Here is a 19,063-nt window from a genome sequence, read left to right as displayed (position 1 = left end):
TTAATGCATGCTCAGACAAAAACAACACTAAATGAATTTAGGTTACTTGTCTGATTAAGCTTGTGTGCTTAACCTCGACAAGCGCCCACTTGTATTACCTGATCAACTTGTTAAAGAGCGGCTTGAGCACCCGCCGTAGCGGTGTTTGTTGTCTCAAGCGAGGTGCGTATTCTACATGACTCAGCCCACCTGTCAACAGTCTTTTGTAATAAAACTACAATAAGTTTGTCACGGAGTTGAACGGCCACTGATACGCGGAATTCAATTATAGATCAGCTTTCTGATTCCTGCTCAGTTTCTTTGCCAACAGGTTTGCGGAAAGCAATTTTTGACAGAAGCAGGCCCAGCTCGAACAGCAGCCACATGGGCAGTGCAAGCAGACTCTGAGAAATGATATCCGGTGGTGTCAGCAACATACCGACTATAAAGCACACCACAACTACATAGGCCCGCTTGCTGGCAAGGCTTGCTGCAGATACGGCACCGGAACGAATCAGCAACATCGTGGCGATCGGAATCTCAAACACTATCCCAAAGGCGAAGAACAGCTTGAGTACGAAATTCAGATAGCTGCTGATATCGGTCATGATCGCAACATTTTCTGGCCCAACGCTGGTAAAGAAACCAAACAGCAACGGGAAAACAACAAAGTAGGCAAAGGCTATGCCGGTATAAAAGAGCACAATACTGGACAGCAACAGCGGTATCGCCAGGCGCTTCTCGTTAAGATAAAGCCCTGGAGCGATGAAGGCCCAGATCTGATGCAGTATATAGGGCATCGACAGACAGATCGCCGCCACCAGCGTCAGTTTGAAAGGCGCAAAGAAGGGCGAAGTGACATCCGTTGCAATCATGCTGGTGCCTTCCGGCAGCAGCGCTGTCAGCGGGGCTGACAGCCAGGTGTAGAGATCATTGGCAAAGTAAAACAGACACAGAAATATCACCAGCACGGCCAGCACACTGTACATCAGGCGCTGACGCAACTCGACAAGGTGAGAGATCAGGGGCTGTTCCTGTTCCTGGGGCGCTTCACTCATCAGGGCTTGCTTTCACTGTCAGTTGATGTGTTTTGTGATGCACCAGTTGAAGTGCTGGATGCATCATCAGTTGATGCATCTGCGGCGGAGGGTTGACCCCGCGCTTCGTCAGCCGCATCACGAACCTGTTCTCCAGCCTCCTTGAAGGGTCTGGTCATCTCACGCAGCTCTTTATCAAGCTCGTCCTTAGTAATGGCAGCGGTTCTGCGCAGCTCATCAATACGCAGCTCTTCATTGATCTCGCGTTGAATACTGTTGACTGAGCGCTTTATCTTGCCAAACCAGAGACCACAGGTCCGAACTGCCACAGGCAGTTTTTCCGGTCCCAGCACCAGCAACGCAACCACACTGACAATGAGAATTTCAGCAAAGCCGATATCAAACATCTGAGAAAGTCTTATTTATCAACGCTGCTTTCTTCTTTTTTCTGGGCGGCGCTCTGCCCATCCTTGAACTCGGCATCGTCTGCGCTCAGTTGCTTCTTGGCCGCGACATCAGCTGCGTCTTTTTCCTTCTCAGCCTCCTCTTCGCTCATGGCCTTCTTGAAGCCTTTGACCGCTCCACCCAGATCACCACCAAGGCTACGCAGCTTCTTGGTTCCAAATATCAGAATAATGATTCCCAGAACGATCAACAGCTGCCAAATACTGATTCCACCAAAGCCCATTATTATTCTCCGCTAAGATCCAGAAGGTTATGCCCTGCAGCGACACGGTGCGCAACCGGGAAAAAGTTTAGTTATCTTGCTGGCGTGACGCCTTTTCATCAAGCCCAGATATATCAAAGCGCCTTGCCAGCTCATCCAGAACCGCCTGTGAGTTCTCTCCGAGCTGAGACAGCATGACAAGAGTATGAAACCACAGATCAGCTGTTTCATAAATCAGGTCGGTATTATCGCCACTGACAGCAGCATCTTTGGCCGCAATCACGGTTTCTACTGCTTCCTCACCGACCTTTTCCAGTATTTTGTTCAGTCCCTTGGCATACAGGGATGCCACGTAGGAGCTGTCAGCATCGGCATTTTTCCGCTGCTGCAGTATATGATCCAGTTGGGCCAGTACATCTGTCATATCATCAAGCCTTGTCTGTATAGATGGCAGAGGGATCCTTCAACACCTCATCCACCACTTCCCACTCACCGGCAGAGCTCAAGCGTCGAAAAAAGCAGCTCTCACGTCCTGTATGACAGGCGATACCACCCAACTGTTCAATAGTCAGCAGCACGACATCACCATCACAATCCAGCCGCAACTCGTGCAGCTTCTGCACATGACCGGACTCTTCCCCTTTGCGCCAGAGCTTCTGACGCGAGCGGGTCCAGTATACAGCACGCCCTTCCTGCGCTGTCAGCTCAAGCGCCTCACGATTCATCCAGGCAACCATCATGATTCGCCCGGTCTTTACATCCTGCGCAATCGCTGGCACCAGCCCGTCCTTGTCCCATTTGACCTCATTCAGCCAGCTTATCGACATCACCCTTTCCATCAGCTATTTATTCAGGCGTCCAAGCATAACCGATCATCTGCCTAACAACCAGACACTGACATGGTGTCAGGCACGCCAGATCATGATCCAGCCCAGCGCTGCGAGGAACCAGGCCTGCCAAGGCCAGACATCCAGCGCTGCCTTCACTTCCGGTTCGGCCACAACCACCGCTGCTGCAAGAAAAGTAGCTCCAATCAGCAACCGTCGTTGCCAGCGTTTACGACTGCGCTTTCTTTCGCGTTCTATCTCGCGCAGTAACTCGGCACTATCGTCAGACCCTTTACGGGTATGCTGCAACGTGTCAAATATAAGCTGTGGCAACTGGGGCAGCTTCTCCAGCAACTCAGGTGCCTGCAGCTTCAGTGCGCGATAGGTTGCCCTGGGGCCGATACGGTCTTTCATCCAGTTCTCGAGAAAGGGTTTCGCCGTTTTCCACAGATCCAGATCCGGGTACAGCTGACGCCCGAGCCCCTCGATATTCAACAGCGTTTTCTGCAGCAGAACCAACTGCGGCTGCACTTCCATATTGAAACGTCTGGCAGTCTGAAACAGCCCCAGCAGTACCAGGCCGAAGGAGATCTCCTTCAGGGGCTTCTCGAAGATCGGTTCACATACACTGCGGATGGCCGTTTCAAAGGCATGCACATTGGTCGACTCCGGCACCCAGCCCGAATCCAGATGCAACTGCGCCACCTGTCTGTAATCACGCCTGAAAAAGGCAAGCAGGTTACGCGCGAGATAGCTCTGATCTTCTGCACTCAGCGAGCCAACAATTCCGAAATCGACTGCGATATATTGAGGCTGTTCCGGATTGTCGCGCGATACGAAGATATTACCGGGGTGCATATCCGCATGAAAGAAGCTGTCACGGAATACCTGGGTAAAAAAGATTTCAACCCCCTGCTCTGCCAGCTTTTTCAGGTTGGTGTTCTGGGCACGCAACTGCTCCATGTCCGCCACCGGCACACCATAGATCCGCTCCATTGCCAGCACATTACGGCGGGTAAAATCCCAGTAGATCTCCGGGACATACAGAATCGATGAGCCCTCGAAATTCCGCCTCAGCTGAGAGCCATTGGCAGCCTCCTTGCGCAGATCAAGCTCATCGAAGATGGTCTGTTCATACTCTGAAACCACCTCAACCGGGCGCAGGCGGCGCCCATCCACCCAGAGCTGGCATAGTAGCCAGGCCAGTGTATATAGGAGATCCACATCCTGACGTATCACGCGTTCGATGCCTGGCCGAATCACCTTGATCACCACCGCACGCCCATCATGCAGCACCGCACTGTGAACCTGAGCAACCGACGCCGAGGCCATGGGCTCCAGATCGAAGGATTGAAAAAGCTCATCCACCGATTTGCCCAGCTCCGCTTCGATGATGGCGCGCGCCTTGGTTGCCGGGAAAGGCGGCACCTGATCCTGCAGCCTGGCCAATTCGATGGCTACATCGTCCGGCAGCAGGTCTCGACGCGTGGACAGCATCTGTCCGAACTTGATGAATACAGGACCCAGCGCCTCAAGCGCCAGGCGCAACCTCATGCCACGCGGAGCCTTGGCTGGAATCAGATAGCGCCAGGGAAGCAACACGAAACAGACACGCACGTACCAGGGCATCGCCGCATGGTGAAAGAAGGTGTCGAGACGATAGCGTGCGATAACCCAGAGAATCTTTAAAGAGCGGACAACAGGTTGCACTCTTGATAGTCCTGTTCAGCGGTTGGGTGAATGGTTCAGAGATCACTCATGACAGATGGCGTTACGCCCGCTGCCTTTGGCTTTATAGAGCATCGCATCAGCGCGACCGAAAACACTGTCCTGATCATCGCCTTGAGCCACTTCGGTGAGGCCGAACGACATTGTGACATGAACCGGTTTGCCTTGGAAATTAAACGGGCTTTTTTCAATCGCCTGCCTGAGCTTCTCAGTTGCCTGACGCGCTTCCTGCAGACCTGTTGACGGGAAAATAACGATAAACTCCTCACCACCGAAGCGGGAGATGAAGTCACTGCCTCGCAGGTTGTGACGCATCATTTTGGCCACAAGCCTGAGCACCTTATCCCCGGCAAGATGCCCATACTGATCATTGATATTCTTGAAATGATCTAGATCCGCGACACACAGGGAAAAGGTAGTATTATAGCGCCGCCAGCGCTCCAGCTCGCTGGCAATATGATCATTATAGGAGACCCGATTGGGCAATCCGGTCAGCGGGTCGGTTCGAGCCTTGAGCTGCTCCTCTTCGATCCGTGCCTTGACGTCCTCGGCTTCACGCTCCATCGCCTCAACCTTTTCCAGCAATTCGTCATACCGCTTCTGAAGGCGCTGATCGCGCTGCTCTTCATGCACACGGTAGCTGTTCATGCTCTTGACAATAGTTGCCAGTTGGCGTGTCACGGCCTGCTTGAGATCCGTCAGATCCGTTGACTCCTTAACCGTGGAGCGAATTCTGGAAATACTGTGACGGACGGTTTTGTCCAACTCCAGATGCAACGCACCAGCCTTAGTTTCCTCTTCCCGGCTCTCTGCCAGAAACGCCTGGACATGCGAAAGCTGCTTATTAAGGCTGAGCAGATAGTCTTCAAAGTCGTCGTGTACATTCAGGCCGGCAACCCGGATGAGGCCTACCACCTCATTCAGCAGATCCGGCAGCTCAGACATGTCTGGACGACTTTCAAGACGCCTGATCAGCTCCTGGGCACTCTCCATCCTTTCACGCGGAATTCTGAGGCACTCTATCAGCTCAAGAATCTTATCGGAAATAACTGGTATCAGCAGCGTCTGCCGCTCATCCGCTTCATTATCCAGGTCATGTGTATTGGAATCTGTAGCGGGAGGGGTGTCGTACAGGCCACTTTGCAGCGCCAGCAACTGGCGTATCAGTGCCGATAGAGCATAAATCTTTTCGGACGCTTCCGGTATCTGATCACGCGCATCCTGCAGTTTATCCTCAGGAATCTGACCGCCGCTCTGGCGCTGAATCTGACTCAGCCAGAGCGACAGGGCATCTGCCACCTCACGTGATAGAGCGGTTTTTTTCTGATCCAGTTCACGAACACGCTTTTCAACTTCACGCCCGACCGAGCGAAGATCCCGCACCTCACCATTACTCAGATACTTGGCCAGTATCTGCAGATTTTCATCCAGCAGTCGATCCTGGCCCTGCAGCCCGGTAATCATTGAGTTGATAAGCTGGCGCAACTGTTCGATCATCCGCTCCGCATAGCGCTCGGACTGCTCGAACTCATGGGAAAGATCTTTGTACTTGCGCTTCCAGTCTTCGGTTTCTGTTGCCACTTATTAGCCTCATTGCGCAACGGCCGGATTTTATGCACCGCTTTTTTCACATACTATAAACACAAAAACCGCATCTGAGGAGTGATTACAGTCAATAAATCACTCCGGACGCGGTTTTAACCAACAGAAATCTGATCTCAGTTACTGTTGATTTCTTTCTCAATCAGGTAGTTCACAACCTGCAACATCTGCGCAGAACCACCAGCCATGGAGGCAGTCACGCGGTATTTGCCATTAACGACCATTGATGGCACACCAGTCACCTCGAAGCTCTGGACCTTGGCCATTCCCTGATTCAGTTTGGTATCCACAGCAAAGGAGTTGTAAAGCTTCTTGAACTCTTCAGGTTCGATACCGTAGCCGGAATAAAATGCAGCCAGGTCATTTTCATCATTGAAGCGACGGTTCTGCATGTGCACGGCATCAAACATCGCCTGATGCGTTTCATTAACCAGACCTTTCATATCAGCAACATAATAGCCACGTGCCAGAGGAGCCCAGTTCCGGCTGAAAACGACCGGGATATGGTGATAGTCGATATCGTCGGTCAGATTTTTTTCCCAGGCCTGCAGCATCGGCTCGAAGTTATTGCAGTGCGGGCAGAGGTAACCAAATACAGAAACCACTTCAACTTTATCCGCGCTGCGCGTCGGCACACTCTTGCTGATCTCGGCATAATGCACGCCTGCCTCGAATACCGGTTTGTCATCGGCAGTCACGCCAGCAGCCAGCACCAACATGGCCACGCCCAGCATTATTTTTCTAAGCATTCTCACCTCTCTATCTATGGCCGCAATGACAATACCCGCCAGTTTTAACCTGGCCTGGCCATTACAATTCATTAAGTTGAACTCTGTAGACTCATGCCGGCAAAAATAGTTCTCCATAGCTTCGCATCGAGTCACTAAATACAAAGGGCAGCCTAAGCTGCCCCTGCTGAATCAGAACTTAATCCGCTTCAGATCAATTTTCAGTTCAGACCACGGATATACTGAGCGACAGCACGCATCTCAGCTTCGGTCATCTTCACAGCGACATCTCGCATCATGCCATTAGGATCGTTATCACGCGTCCCTTCGGCAAACTTCTGCAGCTGTGAAACTGTGTACTCGGGATGCTGACCGCTCAGAGCAGGGAATTTTGCTGGCGCATTACCCTGACCACTCGGCATGTGGCAGGCGCTACAGGCAGCAACACCCTTGTCAGCCAAACCAGCGCGATAGATTTTCTCGCCCAGCTCCACCTGATCAGCCTGTGCCTGACCGATTACTACCGGCTGACTGGCGTAATAGGCCGCAATATCCTTCAGATCCTGCTCGCTGAAAGCATCCAGCATGCCGGTCATCTCAACGATGGTACGACGACCACTGAGGTGATCCTCCATCTGCTTGATCAGATATTGTTCATTCTGCCCGGCAATATTTGGAAAGTTGCCAACAGCACTATTGCCGTTTGCACCATGGCAGGCTGCACAGACAGCAACTTTGGACTGCCCGGCCGCTGCATCACCAGATGCATGTGCAACGCCCGTGATACCTACACTTACGAGTAAGCTGATCAGTAATTTGTTCATTGACTAGACCCAGACTTTTGCTTGAAAAACTGTCGATAAGCCTTCGCCGACCGGTGAAAACAGCGACGCAGACAACTCAATTCTTTGCTTACCCTGACTGGAGCATTGCTCAGTTCACAGGTAAAATTGCTGGATATTATAAACTAATATCCTCACAAACTGGAACGCATTTGTTCTTTGTGGCGATCCTACCTTAGTGAGATGACAATGACCACAAACGCACCGGCAATCCATTTCAACCAGACGCGCTTCAGTATCAGCGCCGCGAAACTGTCGCAATGCCCACCTGACAGCACTGCAGAGATCGCCTTTGCAGGCCGCTCCAATGCCGGCAAATCCAGTGCCATCAATGTGTTGACGCAACAGACCAAGCTGGCGCGCACATCCAAGACACCGGGTCGCACTCAACTGCTGAACTTCTTTGACCTGAATCTCAAGGGACTGCGGATCGTCGATCTTCCCGGTTACGGCTACGCCAAGGTGCCGGTTGCGATGAAGGAACACTGGCAGAAACATCTGGATGAGTACCTGCAAAAGCGCGAAGTACTGCGCTGTGTTGTTCTGGTGATGGATATTCGACATCCGATGAAGGAGTTTGACGAGATGATGGTGCAGTGGTGCCAGAACACCGGCATGCGCCTGCATGTACTACTCACCAAGGCTGATAAGCTCAAACGCGGGCCGGTGCAGAGCACGCTGTTGCAGGTCAGGAAGGCCCTGAAGGAGCGACTGGGTGACAACGTCAGTGTTCAGGCCTTTTCGGCACTCAAACACACTGGCGTAGACGAGTTGCAGCAACTGATCAGTGAACTGATGCTGCCCTGGTACGGCTCTGATGGATACAGTCCAGGCACATACAGTTCCGAAGAACAGGGCGCTTGATAGAAAAATCTGACTGAAAAAAAGACGCTCCCGAGACAGGGGAAGGGGAACTTAAGCCTCGGGAGCGAACGCATCCTTGTGTAAGGGAGCCTGACCTGCGCACCTAGTTAACGCAGTTTGTTGAAACAATCCAGACCCCCAAGAGCCGCTGCATCATCTGGCACAAGACAATACGGGAACTGCAGCTCTCAGCTGTATGAACCCCCTGTGGATGGAAAGTTCAACCACTGATTAAAAAACAATCAATGCGCCACTTCCCAGCTTGCTCCGCTATCCGCTTCGACCAGCAGCGGAACGGACAGACTGGCAGCCGACTCCATCAACCCCTTCACCTGCTTGATAAATGCCTCCACCTGATCAGTTCTGACCTCGAATACCAGCTCATCGTGAACCTGCATGATCATGCAGGCATCAAAATCTGTTTCGCTCAGCCAGCGATCAACGGTAATCATCGCACGCTTGATGATATCAGCCGCCGTTCCCTGCATCGGGGCGTTGATGGCGGTACGCTCAGCCGCCTGCCGGCGCATGCCATTGCTGGCATTGATCTCGGGAAGATAGAGCCTGCGTCCGAATATGGTTTCAACATACCCAAGATCATGCGCCTGAGCGCGGGTTTCATCCATATAGCGCAACACGCCGGGATAGGTAGCAAAGTAGTGGTCGATATAGCGCTGAGCCTCATTCCTGCCAACGCCCAACTGACGCCCGAGCCCAAACGCCGACATACCGTAGATCAGACCGAAGTTGATCGCCTTGGCACTACGACGCTGCTCGGTACTGACCTGATCCAGCGCAACACCAAACACCTCTGCTGCTGTTGCACGGTGAATGTCCTCGCCCTTACCGAACGCGCTCAACAGCCCTTCATCGCCCGAAAGGTGCGCCATGATGCGCAGCTCTATCTGGGAATAGTCGGCAGCCACAATCGAGTAGCCCTCCGGTGCCACAAACGCCTGGCGTATGCGACGCCCCTCAGTGGTACGTACCGGAATATTCTGCAGATTGGGATCGGACGAAGAGAGGCGCCCGGTTGCTGTCACGGCCTGATGGTAAGAGGTGTGGATTCGGCCGGTGCGAGGATTGATCATCAGCGGCAGTTTATCGGTATAGGTGGATTTGAGCTTGCTCAGGCCCCGATGCTCTATGATCACCTTGGGCAGCGGATAATCCAGCGCCAGCTCCTGCAACACCTCCTCTGCAGTTGAGGGTGCGCCCTTGGGGGTCTTCTTGGTGACCGGGATACCCTGCTTCTCATACAGAATCACCTGCAACTGCTTGGGTGAACCAAGATTGAACGGCTCGCCTGCCAGCTCATAGGCCTGCTGCTCCAGCTCATGCAGACGCTTCTCCAGCTCCTGACTCTGCTCACCGAGCATCTTCGCATCCACGCGCGCACCCTGGCGCTCGATCCGCGACAGCACCGGAATCAGCGGTGTTTCTATCTCATCCAGTACTGACTGCAGCTTGCCTTCGGCGGTGATCCGAGGGGCCAGACATTGATGCAGGCGCAGCGTGATATCCGCATCCTCAGCGGCATAGTGTCCGGCTTTATCCAGCTCGATATGGTTGAAGGTCAGTTGCTGTTTGCCCTTGCCGGCAATCTCTTCAAACGTCACGGTTTTCACGCCCAGATAACGCTCCGCCAGGCTGTCCATATCATGGCGGCCGGCAGTGGAGTTCAGGATATAGGACTCCATCATCGTATCTGCGGTGATACCCTTGATACCGACACCGTAGCGAGCCAGTACGCTCATATCATATTTAAGATTCTGGCCAATGATGCCGATGGACTCATCCTCCAGCAGCGGTTTCAAGGCGGCCAGCACCCTGTCGCGATCCAACTGGGCAGGAGCGCCGATATAATCATGTGCCACCGGCACATAGGCCGCCACGCCCGCTTCAACGGCAAAGGAAACGCCGACGATCTCAGCTTCCATATAGTTGAGACTGGTGGTTTCGGTATCAAAGGCAAACTGTCCCGCTGCCTTGAGTCGGTCAAGCCACTGTTCAAAAGCCTCCCACTCCAGAATCACGTCATACTGCACCTCTGCCGGTGCAGCCTGATCGGCTGCAGAAGAGCCTCCGGTATCAGCCTGGGTCGGTGCATCACCTGATTCCAGCTCCTTAACCCAGCTGCGAAACTCATAGCGTTTGAACAGCTCACACAAAGCCTGATTATCCGGCGACGGATGAGCGATATCAGCCAGTGCCACATGCAGCGGTACATCGGTTTTGATCGTGGCCAGAAGATAAGAGAGCTCGGCAGACTCACGATGCTCCTCCATCTTTTTCGCCATGGTTTTCGAGCCACGAAAGCCGAGGTCGGCAATTTTGTCCAGATTCTCGTACAGCGCCTGGATACCACCTATCCCCTGCAACATCGCCAGCGCAGTCTTCTCACCGACACCCGGTACGCCGGGGATGTTGTCGACCTTGTCGCCCTGCAGCGCCAGCAGATCGATCACCAGCTCAGGAGGAATGCCGAACTTATCAACGACCCCCTGCACATCCATCACCGTATTGGTCATGGTATTGATCAGTGTGACCTGCTCATTTACCAACTGCGCCATATCCTTGTCGCCGGTAGAGATCACCACCGGGCACTGCTGCGCCATCGCCTCATGCGCCAGCGTTCCGATCACATCATCTGCCTCAACCCCGTCTTCGATCAGTAGCGTCATGCCCATGGCGCGCACAATCTCGTGGATCGGCTCCACCTGCAGGCGCAGGTCATCCGGCATTGAGGGTCTGTGAGCCTTGTACTCGGCAAACAGTTCATCACGGAAGGTTTTACCCTTGGCATCGAACACCACGGCCACCGGGCTTTCGGGATATTGTTTGAGTAAACTGCGCAACATCGAGGTCACAACTCTTATAGCCCCCGTCGGAACACCTTCGCTGGTGCGCAGGTCCGCCTGCTGAGAGGCGAAGAAGGCACGGTATAAATAAGAGGAGCCGTCGACTAAAATAACGGGTGGTTTGTGGTTACTCATCGCAATTTCCGATTAACAGTGGTTGCCGGGGATCGTGTCAGGGTTCACAATCATAGACAATAAGGAAGCTGCCCATAACCCCCCGACATGCGATAGCATGGTTCAGGTGCTTATTTGCAGATGGATTCTACCCATGAAGAGAAGCAAGATGATGTTCAGATATGTAATGCTGGCGATGTTGTTGGCCTTTGTGCCACCGAGCTTCGCCCAGTCAGAGGAAGAGCTGCTGGGCCAGGAGCCGCAGATCACCATTACCCATGACGGTGACAGCACCTATTACGAGTATCGTGTCAATGGTGTTCTGAAGGAGATCAAGGTCGTGCCCGCCGTCGGCGAGCCCTACTACCTGGTCCCGAAAGGTGAGTCAGGTGAGATGATCAGAGCCGGGGAACCCTCGGTGTTGATTCCAAAATGGGTTATTTTCCGCTGGTAGGCATCAAACGTGGCAGTATATACAGAGATCACCCGTGCAGAGCTGGTCAAGCTGCTGTCTGACTACGACCTGGGCGAGCTGAAAAGCTGGCAGGGCATAGAAGCAGGCATCGAAAACACCAACTATTTCGTTACCCTCGACCAGTCAGGCACCACGCTTGATCTGGTACTGACCATTTTTGAAGAGCTGCCTGAAGAGGAGATGGCCTTCTTCGTTGAGTTGGGCCACTGGCTGTCGCAACGCGACATCCCGGTGCCCTATGCGATAGAGGACAGGAACGGCATCGCGCTGAAACAACTCCAGGGTAAGCCGGCCTTTTTCCAGCCCCGTTTCTATGGCCAGGACCTCCCTCAATCCGAGCTCGGTGAGGATCATTGCCGCCAGATTGGCGATGCACTGGCACGCTTTCATCTTGCCGGAACCGACTTCTATATGAAGCGCCAGGCGCATCGTGGCGTGTTCTGGTGGCGGCGTGAAAGTCAGGCGCTGGCGCACCTGCTGAGCAGCGAGGATGCCGAACTGCTGAAACAGGAAGTTCGCCTGTTTGATGAACTGCGTGAGAAAAAACTCGATCTGCCTTCGGGCATTATCCACGGCGACCTGTTTTCCGACAACGCTCTGTTCCGTGATGGCAAACTTGAAGCGATCATCGACCTGTACAATGCAGCGACTGCCTTTCACCTGTTTGATCTGGCAATCGTCGCCAACGACTGGTGCTGCAATCCTGATGGCACGATCGACCCGCTCAGAGAGCGTGCCCTGCTTGATGGCTATTCGGCTGTGCGGCCATTTACCACTGACGAGCAGCATGCCTGGCCGATTCTGACCCGCACCGCTGCCATGCGCTTCTGGCTGTCGCGCCTGATCCCCTGGCTGGGTGTTGAACAGGCTGCACGCAAAGGCAAGAGCATGAAACTGAAAGACCCGGATCAATACAAACGGATATTGTTGAACCGGATCCACTCCCCGGCCAGCCTCGACTGAGCCATCGACAGAGAACTGAAAAACAAGGCCCATGGACGTTACTCATATCATCGACTCGCTGAATGATGCTCAGCGCCAGGCGGTTTCGGCCGATGTCAGCAACCTGCTGGTGCTGGCCGGAGCCGGTTCCGGCAAGACCCGAGTGCTGGTGCATCGTATCGCCTGGCTGATCGAGGCAGAAGGCTTCTCTCCTTACTCCATCATGGCGGTCACCTTCACTAACAAGGCGGCCCGTGAGATGCGCGGACGTATCGAACAGCTGCTGGGTATCGATACCCAAGGCATGTGGGTGGGTACCTTCCATGGCCTGGCTCACCGTCTGTTGCGTGCGCACTGGCGTGATGCCGGACTGCCGGACAACTTCCAGATCATGGACAGCGACGATCAGCTACGCCTGATCAAACGCCTGTGTCGCGAGCTGCAGCTGGATGAAACCCGCTGGCCACCCCGCCAGATTCAGTGGTTCATCAATGCGCAGAAGGATGAGGGGCTACGCAGCCAACACCTTGAACGCAGCAGTGATCCCTTCCAGCAGACCATGATCCGTGCCTATGAAGCCTATGAGCAGGCGTGCGAGCGCGGCGGCATGATCGACTTCGGTGAGCTGCTGCTGCGTGCACTCGAACTGCTGCGTGACCGGGCACCTGCACTGCTCAAGCACTACCGCGAACGCTTCCGCTATGTGCTGGTGGATGAGTTTCAGGATACCAACGCCATTCAGTACGCCTGGTTGCGACTGTTATGCGAGGGCGAGCAGAAGCTGATGGCGGTCGGTGATGATGACCAGTCGATCTATGGCTGGCGCGGTGCCCGCATCGAGAACATCCAGAACCTGCCGGAGCATTTCCCCGGTACAGAAACAGTGCGCCTGGAACAGAATTACCGCTCCACCAACACCATACTGAAAGCGGCCAACGGGGTGATCACCAACAATTTCGGGCGTCTTGGCAAGGAGCTGTGGACCGAAGATGGCGACGGTGAACCTATCTCCCTGTACAGCGCCTTCAATGAGCAGGATGAAGCACGCTTTATCGTTGATCAGATCGAGAAGTGGATCGACCACGGCAACCGCCGCGATGAAACCGCCATTCTGTATCGTTCCAACGCTCAGTCTCGTGTACTGGAGGAAGCCCTGATCCGCAGCGGGGTTCCGTACCGCATCTATGGGGGACAACGCTTCTATGATCGGCTTGAGATCAAGAATGCACTTGCCTATCTGCGTCTGCTGGCCAATCGCGATGATGACACGGCGATCGAGCGTGTCATCAATGTTCCGACCCGCGGCATCGGCACCCGCACCATAGAGCTGATCCGCGAGCAGGCTCGCCACGAAGGGATCTCCATGTGGCGTGCAGCCAACGAGATCATATCGCTGCAACAACTGCCGGCACGTGCGGCTAATGCTCTGCAGGGGTTTCTGGATCTGGTCAACCGCCTGAATACCGAGACTGAAGGGCTTGACCTGCATGAGCAGACTGAACATGTCATTCAACACTCAGGCCTGATTGAGCATCATGAGAAGGAGAAGGGCGAAAAAGCCCAGTCCCGTATCGAGAACCTTGAGGAACTGGTCACGGCAACGCGCCAGTTTGCCGGCCAGTGGCAGAGTCAGGCGGACGAAGATGAAGCGGTATCGGTGCTCTCTGCATTTCTGGATCAGGCGGCACTGGATGCCGGCGATACCCAGGCAGACGCGCATACTGACAGCGTGCAGTTGATGACGCTGCATTCTGCCAAGGGATTGGAGTTTCCGATGGTGTTTCTGGCAGGCATGGAGGAGGGGCTGTTCCCGCACAAGATGTCGGCAGAGGAACCGGGGCGTCTCGAAGAGGAGCGCCGTTTGTGCTACGTCGGTATTACTCGTGCGATGCAGAAACTGTTTCTGACCTACGCCGAATCACGCCGCCTGCACGGACAGGAAACCACCAATCGCGTCTCCCGCTTCGTCAGGGAGATACCCGAAGCACTGATCGAAGAGGTCCGTCTGAACAACAGTATCAGCCGCCCTCTGAGCAGCCAGCGCAACAGTTATGGCGGCGGAGCCAGCAGCAGCCGACTGTTCAACAGCGAACCCGAATCCCCCAGCTTCAATCTGGGACAACGCGTGCTGCACCCCAAGTTCGGCGAAGGCATGGTTACCAGCTTTGAAGGCTCCGGCCCCAAGGCACGGATTCAGATCAACTTCGATGAGGTGGGCAGCAAATGGCTGGTGGTGGGCTTTGCCCGTCTGGAAGTCTGCTGATCGGTTCGCATTTCATGGGAGCTCCCAAACACCCTGGGTGAGACGCCGTAAATACACTCCCTGCGGCATACACTCAACCAAGGACTCCGGGAGCTCCATGATGTCAGAGATCAATCCTTCAACAGCAGCTCGGGGTTGAAGCCCATGATAAACGCCCCCCAATGCTTGCCGTTGACGAAGATCGGAATCGACAGATCGTTCAGCACCTCGCCGGTATCCCGGATAAAAGTCTGCAGCAGGAAGGGTGAGGTATTTCTGGCGCGTCGCTGTTCGGCACGCGTGCCGTAGATACGACGACGGTTACGGCTGTTGAAGTTATCCACAGCTACATCACCGGTCAGGGGTTTTGAAACCTTGGTGTGGTGCGCCGGAGCATAACCGTTGCGATCCATACCGATCGCATAGCTGAATTCGGGGTGTTCATTGATGAAGCTGTCAAACACTGGCCTCAGTGTTCTGTCATAAACATCCGTATAGGTCAGATCCAGTTTTTCAGGCAACTGCCCCGGATTGGTACACTTATACTGATCATCAAAGATATTGTGTCCTGCTGCTGCCAACTGCTCCAGATGGGCCTGAGTCTGAGCGGCCCAGCGCTTGCCGGTCTGCAGAATATGCTCGAAGCCGCCATAGCCGATGATGAACTGTGACAGCAGCTCCTGCGTCTCCTCTGTTGCCTTCTCCAGCGCCAGCGCATGTGCCTGTGATTCGTCCATCTCCTGTTTGATGGTGGCACTGATGCTGGTGATCTCGTTTACATTGCTATGCGACTCTTTATTCGTGTAAGCCAGCTCATCGATAGCGGCACTGATGCCTGTCAGCTGGGCATTGACCTGCTCGAAGTCCTGCACCAGATTGCTGAACTGCGTATTGGTTGAGTCGATGAAGGTCTCGGTACTCTGCACATACTCCAGAATCGTATGCGCGCTGGCGCTGGTTTCACCAACCAGGGCACCCATTTCACCGATATTCTTGTCTATCTCCAATGTGGCACCACTGACCTTCTGCGACAGGGTACGTACTTCATCTGCAACTACGGCAAAGCCACGCCCCGCTTCCCCGGCACGGGCCGCCTCGATCGCCGCATTCAGCGCCAGTAGATTGGTCTGCTCGGAAAAGCCCTTGACCATCGACAGGATCTGAGTGATGTTCTGCGAGTTATCGCTCAGACGCTGAACTATTCCCTGAAAATGGCTGACCTGTTCACGAATGGCCGCAATCTGCTGCTGAACCCCCAGCAGCTCCTGGCGCGAGCTGCGTACTTCGCTCAGGTTATTCTGGTTCTGCTCATTGATCGCCAGCGTGCTGTTGGCAACATTATTGATCGCCTCAGTCGCTTCACTGCTGGACTGAAATACCAGTTGCGCGGCATCTTCCTGTCGCGACATCACACCATGCGCCTGGGTCAGAATCTTCTGTAGCCGAGTTGCATTCAACGACACACCGACACTGCAGCGCCTGGCCTGAGAGATCATCTGTTTAAGAGAGCTGGAATAGGCGTTGTAACTGGCCGCCATCTCCGAAATCTCGTCATGCGTATATTCCGGCAGCGTCGCGGAGATATCGCCGTGATTGTCCTTAATAGCACGCAACACCTGGATCATATCGGTAATGGGCCGCACGATCAGATGGCGCATGAAGAACAGCGCGAAAAGTCCGGCCAGCAGACCTGCCACCAGAATCACAGCGGTGACCAGCTGCAGAGAGTCGAGACGCTGAACCAGTTGCTGAGCGACCTCTGCCGGAATACCCGTGGATCTCACCTGCTGCTTCAGATCGCTGACATAGTGCCCGACCGCCAGTGCCATACCCAGCAGAAACAGCGTGATGAACAGAAGGTTACCCAGAATTTTACGGGTCAGACTATGGAAGAAGGTCTTCTCTATCGAGGTATAAAGACTCATCGCGGGGCTCATTTTTATGGTTATTGATCTTACGGGTCAAAACTCTTCAGCATGATTATCCAGCGCTACTGTACAGGGAGCACTCAGACTGAACAGAGAAAGTAACACAAAAAAACAAACATTCAGACAGAAAAATGTATCGCTTTGTGGTGAAATGTATCGCTTTGTGAGGGGCAGGTCAATGACCAATAAAAGGTGGCCAATAACGGTAGCCGGGGTAAGGAAAGTGAAGGCGGGTGTACAGGAATGTTCACAGTGAGGGGATGACAAGTGCTGACAGGCCTGCTGTAGCGGGAGCTGGCCTGTCGGGAACATCAGGGCAGGGTGCGGATATGCCCATGGCCGTCGATGGCGACCTGCACACACTCAACCTGGGTCACCTTGCGCGGCTCTCTGCCGTCCGGGCAGCGCCCCCAGACCTCAACCTTGATACGCAACGAGCTGGTACCCCGCTCCAGAACCTCAGTATAGAAGCTGAGAATAGTGCCCTGCAGCACCGGTGACATGAACGACATACGACCGACCGATACCGTCGCAACACGGCCATCGGCCTCCTGTCCGGCACGGATTTCACTGGCCAGCACCGCCTGAGAGGCGACCCACCCACCATAGACATCACCAAACATGTTGATCGCTTCGTGGCCAGCAGGGCGTTGCAGACTGAGCACACCTTCCGGTGGCAGCAGCTGATCGTCATTCGTTGTCATTATCCGGATCTCGCTGTGTGGGTCAGAACCTAAAATGTTGCAGTGCATTATAGCGAGAATACCGCATGGAAAATAGATTGCTTATTTATTGAGCACATACATCTCATTACACCCATCTTATCGGCATGATATCGGGCTCTTCTGCTTCAGGGCTCTCAGCCACATCCAATATCTTGATCTCCCAGGTCAGTGTTTGGCCAGCTAAAGGATGATTACCATCCAGCAGCGCTCCTTTTTCCGTCAACGCCAGCACTTTCAACTCGAATCGACCCGTCTGACCGCCCGGAATCAGGGTCATTCCGGGTACAATGTCCAGATCCGGTGGCAAGTTCTGTCGTACCGCTTCAAAAACCAACTCCGGCCGATGTGGACCAAACGCTTGCTCCGGTGTCAGCGTGATTGATATCTCATCACCTACCGAGCAGCCAGACAATTGCTGCTCAATCGCAGCCATCACCTGTCGCTGCCCCGTAACAAAGCGCATCGGGTGCTCAGGGGTCGACTGATCCAGGCACTCGCCTGCACTGTTCAGAAGCCGATAGTCAGCTGTAATGCGTAAAGCAGTTGCTCTCATTATCCACACCCTCGGTGCTGCAATACCACGGATGACCGACCTTGATTATCCCCGGTGTCACGACAGGTCTCACAAACCTCAACATGACGTGTAGAAACATCAGCGGCCTGCAAACGATCTATCATCTCGGCCAGAATCCGGCCGGCCGCAAAAGAGCGGCCACACTGCTGGCAGTTTAATTGCTTATCAATATCGGCATGTTTGCCATACATCCCCTCATCCACCACTGCTTCAGCAGAGCTCACAGGGCTGAACAGCTCTTCTGACTGCATACCACGCAATCGGGCTAAATCCTCTTGAAGTTGCGCCTGCAGCAGTTGCAAAAGATGCAGCCAGATAGCGCCAGCGGTCACTGCGACATCCTTGCCTTGTAGTGTTTCGATCAGCCTGTCCAAACCTGGCAGGGTGTAGCGTGCTATCACTTGTGCAGCATCCTGCAACCCCTCATCAGCCTGATCAGCGAAAGTGATGGGATCATTGACCTGCGCATAGACCCATGCCAGCCAGTGCAGAATCAGTGACAGATGATCCGACACATCATGAAAATGATCCGATCGCGCCAGTCCGTAACGGTGATAAAATGCCTCAAGCATCACCGGGGTGTTACCCATCATGCCGCCATCAAGATAAAACCCCAGATTCAGAGGAGCCGGTGCCGGCGGCATCAGAAACAGCCTGCTGAACTCGCGCATCAGCGCATCCGTATCCGGTAAACAGCCCAGATCATCCTCTAGCTGCCTGAGCATCGCTGGCGATAGCGCAGGGAGTGCCTCGGCCAGCTGCTGCAGGTCAGGCAGCAAAGCCTCACGCATCTGTTCCAGCGTGATTGTCTGCTGGCCGAGCTGAAAAGCCCGAGACAGGCATAGATACAGCTCGGCTGAACTCAAAAGCTGCCGTGCTTCAATCACCATGGTTCCATTCATACATCAGCTCCTGTCATACCGGGCAC

Annotated in this window: 18 protein-coding genes; 4 read left to right on the top strand and 14 right to left on the bottom strand. The window is 54.1% G+C overall.

Annotated elements, in window-relative coordinates; all coding sequences use genetic code 11:
* Positions 1–272: 272 nt before the first annotated feature.
* From tatC to F7R27_RS18005, 9 genes are all read right to left on the bottom strand, one after another.
* Entirely contained in the window at positions 273–1,037 is a 765-nt protein-coding gene (gene tatC, locus F7R27_RS18045) for a twin-arginine translocase subunit TatC (protein WP_151705664.1), read from the bottom strand.
* Positions 1,037–1,423: a Sec-independent protein translocase protein TatB gene (gene tatB / locus F7R27_RS18040; protein WP_151705663.1), complete on the bottom strand. Its 387-nt coding sequence runs from the start codon at positions 1,421–1,423 to the stop codon at positions 1,037–1,039. The genes tatC and tatB overlap by 1 nt, the downstream gene beginning before the upstream one ends.
* 11 nt (positions 1,424–1,434) lie before the next feature.
* Positions 1,435–1,704: a Sec-independent protein translocase subunit TatA gene (tatA, locus tag F7R27_RS18035; RefSeq protein WP_151705662.1), complete on the bottom strand. Its 270-nt coding sequence runs from the start codon at positions 1,702–1,704 to the stop codon at positions 1,435–1,437.
* A gap of 67 nt (positions 1,705–1,771) precedes the next feature.
* On the bottom strand, positions 1,772–2,107 hold the full coding sequence (locus tag F7R27_RS18030) for a phosphoribosyl-ATP diphosphatase (protein ID WP_151705661.1): 336 nt from the start codon (positions 2,105–2,107) through the stop codon (positions 1,772–1,774).
* Between the two features lie 4 nt (positions 2,108–2,111).
* Positions 2,112–2,510: a phosphoribosyl-AMP cyclohydrolase gene (gene hisI / locus F7R27_RS18025; RefSeq protein WP_151705660.1), complete on the bottom strand. Its 399-nt coding sequence runs from the start codon at positions 2,508–2,510 to the stop codon at positions 2,112–2,114.
* 78 nt (positions 2,511–2,588) lie between these two features.
* Positions 2,589–4,220, bottom strand: coding sequence for a ubiquinone biosynthesis regulatory protein kinase UbiB (gene ubiB / locus F7R27_RS18020; RefSeq protein WP_151705659.1), 1,632 nt, complete (start codon positions 4,218–4,220; stop codon positions 2,589–2,591).
* Positions 4,221–4,262: 42 nt separating this feature from the next.
* The gene (locus F7R27_RS18015) at positions 4,263–5,819 is read right to left on the bottom strand and encodes a GGDEF domain-containing protein (RefSeq protein WP_151705658.1); all 1,557 of its coding nucleotides are present in this window, start codon (positions 5,817–5,819) and stop codon (positions 4,263–4,265) included.
* Positions 5,820–5,956: 137 nt separating this feature from the next.
* Entirely contained in the window at positions 5,957–6,589 is a 633-nt protein-coding gene (locus F7R27_RS18010; protein ID WP_151705657.1) for a thiol:disulfide interchange protein DsbA/DsbL, read from the bottom strand.
* 200 nt (positions 6,590–6,789) lie between these two features.
* Entirely contained in the window at positions 6,790–7,392 is a 603-nt protein-coding gene (locus F7R27_RS18005; RefSeq protein WP_151705656.1) for a c-type cytochrome, read from the bottom strand.
* Positions 7,393–7,599: 207 nt separating this feature from the next.
* On the opposite strand from F7R27_RS18005, the gene yihA reads away from it, so the two are divergent.
* Complete coding sequence (yihA, locus tag F7R27_RS18000) at positions 7,600–8,274, top strand: ribosome biogenesis GTP-binding protein YihA/YsxC (protein ID WP_151705655.1); 675 nt, start codon at positions 7,600–7,602, stop codon at positions 8,272–8,274.
* Positions 8,275–8,516: 242 nt separating this feature from the next.
* Here the strand turns inward: yihA and polA are convergent, their stop codons facing one another.
* Positions 8,517–11,270, bottom strand: a complete 2,754-nt coding sequence (gene polA / locus F7R27_RS17995) for a DNA polymerase I (protein ID WP_151705654.1) — start codon at positions 11,268–11,270, stop codon at positions 8,517–8,519.
* 133 nt (positions 11,271–11,403) lie between these two features.
* On the opposite strand from polA, the gene F7R27_RS17990 reads away from it, so the two are divergent.
* Genes F7R27_RS17990 through uvrD form a run of 3 tightly spaced genes read left to right on the top strand, consistent with a single transcriptional unit; the run spans position 11,404 to position 14,929 of the window.
* Positions 11,404–11,703, top strand: coding sequence for a DUF2782 domain-containing protein (locus F7R27_RS17990; protein WP_240776435.1), 300 nt, complete (start codon positions 11,404–11,406; stop codon positions 11,701–11,703).
* 9 nt (positions 11,704–11,712) lie between these two features.
* A complete protein-coding gene (locus F7R27_RS17985; RefSeq protein ID WP_151705653.1) occupies positions 11,713–12,687 on the top strand; it encodes a homoserine kinase in 975 nt (324 codons plus the stop codon).
* A 31-nt stretch (positions 12,688–12,718) separates the two neighbouring features.
* Positions 12,719–14,929, top strand: a complete 2,211-nt coding sequence (gene uvrD, locus F7R27_RS17980) for a DNA helicase II (protein WP_151705652.1) — start codon at positions 12,719–12,721, stop codon at positions 14,927–14,929.
* Positions 14,930–15,039: 110 nt separating this feature from the next.
* On the opposite strand, the gene F7R27_RS17975 is transcribed toward uvrD, so the two are convergent.
* The 4 genes from F7R27_RS17975 to F7R27_RS17960 all read right to left on the bottom strand — a co-directional run bounded on the left by F7R27_RS17975 (position 15,040) and on the right by F7R27_RS17960 (position 19,037).
* Complete coding sequence (locus tag F7R27_RS17975; RefSeq protein ID WP_151705651.1) at positions 15,040–16,833, bottom strand: methyl-accepting chemotaxis protein; 1,794 nt, start codon at positions 16,831–16,833, stop codon at positions 15,040–15,042.
* A gap of 314 nt (positions 16,834–17,147) precedes the next feature.
* Positions 17,148–17,540, bottom strand: a complete 393-nt coding sequence (locus F7R27_RS17970; RefSeq protein ID WP_151705650.1) for an acyl-CoA thioesterase — start codon at positions 17,538–17,540, stop codon at positions 17,148–17,150.
* A 106-nt stretch (positions 17,541–17,646) separates the two neighbouring features.
* Positions 17,647–18,114 carry an FKBP-type peptidyl-prolyl cis-trans isomerase gene (locus tag F7R27_RS17965; RefSeq protein WP_151705649.1) on the bottom strand — a complete coding sequence of 156 codons (468 nt, stop codon included), beginning with the start codon at positions 18,112–18,114 and terminating at the stop codon, positions 17,647–17,649.
* The gene (locus F7R27_RS17960; RefSeq protein ID WP_151705648.1) at positions 18,114–19,037 is read right to left on the bottom strand and encodes a TorD/DmsD family molecular chaperone; all 924 of its coding nucleotides are present in this window, start codon (positions 19,035–19,037) and stop codon (positions 18,114–18,116) included. The genes F7R27_RS17965 and F7R27_RS17960 overlap by 1 nt, the downstream gene beginning before the upstream one ends.
* Positions 19,038–19,063: the final 26 nt, after the last annotated feature.

Origin of the sequence: Nitrincola alkalilacustris, from assembly GCF_008973755.1 — a bacterium.
Taxonomy (GTDB): Bacteria; Pseudomonadota; Gammaproteobacteria; order Pseudomonadales; family Balneatricaceae; genus Nitrincola; species Nitrincola alkalilacustris.
The sequence above is the reverse complement of the archived record's forward strand: the minus strand, read 5'-3'. Positions and strand labels throughout refer to the sequence as shown.

What these genes read in the sequence shown, in the direction of transcription:
- tatC (WP_151705664.1), bottom strand. Translation starts at nt 1,037, where the DNA reads ATGAGTGAAGCGCCCCAGGAACAGGAACAGCCCCTGATCTCTCACCTT.
- tatB (WP_151705663.1), bottom strand. Translation starts at nt 1,423, where the DNA reads ATGTTTGATATCGGCTTTGCTGAAATTCTCATTGTCAGTGTGGTTGCG.
- tatA (WP_151705662.1), bottom strand. Translation starts at nt 1,704, where the DNA reads ATGGGCTTTGGTGGAATCAGTATTTGGCAGCTGTTGATCGTTCTGGGA.
- F7R27_RS18030 (WP_151705661.1), bottom strand. Translation starts at nt 2,107, where the DNA reads ATGACAGATGTACTGGCCCAACTGGATCATATACTGCAGCAGCGGAAA.
- hisI (WP_151705660.1), bottom strand. Translation starts at nt 2,510, where the DNA reads ATGTCGATAAGCTGGCTGAATGAGGTCAAATGGGACAAGGACGGGCTG.
- F7R27_RS18010 (WP_151705657.1), bottom strand. Translation starts at nt 6,589, where the DNA reads ATGCTTAGAAAAATAATGCTGGGCGTGGCCATGTTGGTGCTGGCTGCT.
- F7R27_RS18005 (WP_151705656.1), bottom strand. Translation starts at nt 7,392, where the DNA reads ATGAACAAATTACTGATCAGCTTACTCGTAAGTGTAGGTATCACGGGC.
- yihA (WP_151705655.1), top strand. Translation starts at nt 7,600, where the DNA reads ATGACCACAAACGCACCGGCAATCCATTTCAACCAGACGCGCTTCAGT.
- polA (WP_151705654.1), bottom strand. Translation starts at nt 11,270, where the DNA reads ATGAGTAACCACAAACCACCCGTTATTTTAGTCGACGGCTCCTCTTAT.
- F7R27_RS17990 (WP_240776435.1), top strand. Translation starts at nt 11,404, where the DNA reads ATGAAGAGAAGCAAGATGATGTTCAGATATGTAATGCTGGCGATGTTG.
- uvrD (WP_151705652.1), top strand. Translation starts at nt 12,719, where the DNA reads ATGGACGTTACTCATATCATCGACTCGCTGAATGATGCTCAGCGCCAG.
- F7R27_RS17975 (WP_151705651.1), bottom strand. Translation starts at nt 16,833, where the DNA reads ATGAGTCTTTATACCTCGATAGAGAAGACCTTCTTCCATAGTCTGACC.
- F7R27_RS17970 (WP_151705650.1), bottom strand. Translation starts at nt 17,540, where the DNA reads ATGACAACGAATGACGATCAGCTGCTGCCACCGGAAGGTGTGCTCAGT.
- F7R27_RS17965 (WP_151705649.1), bottom strand. Translation starts at nt 18,114, where the DNA reads ATGAGAGCAACTGCTTTACGCATTACAGCTGACTATCGGCTTCTGAAC.
- F7R27_RS17960 (WP_151705648.1), bottom strand. Translation starts at nt 19,037, where the DNA reads ATGAATGGAACCATGGTGATTGAAGCACGGCAGCTTTTGAGTTCAGCC.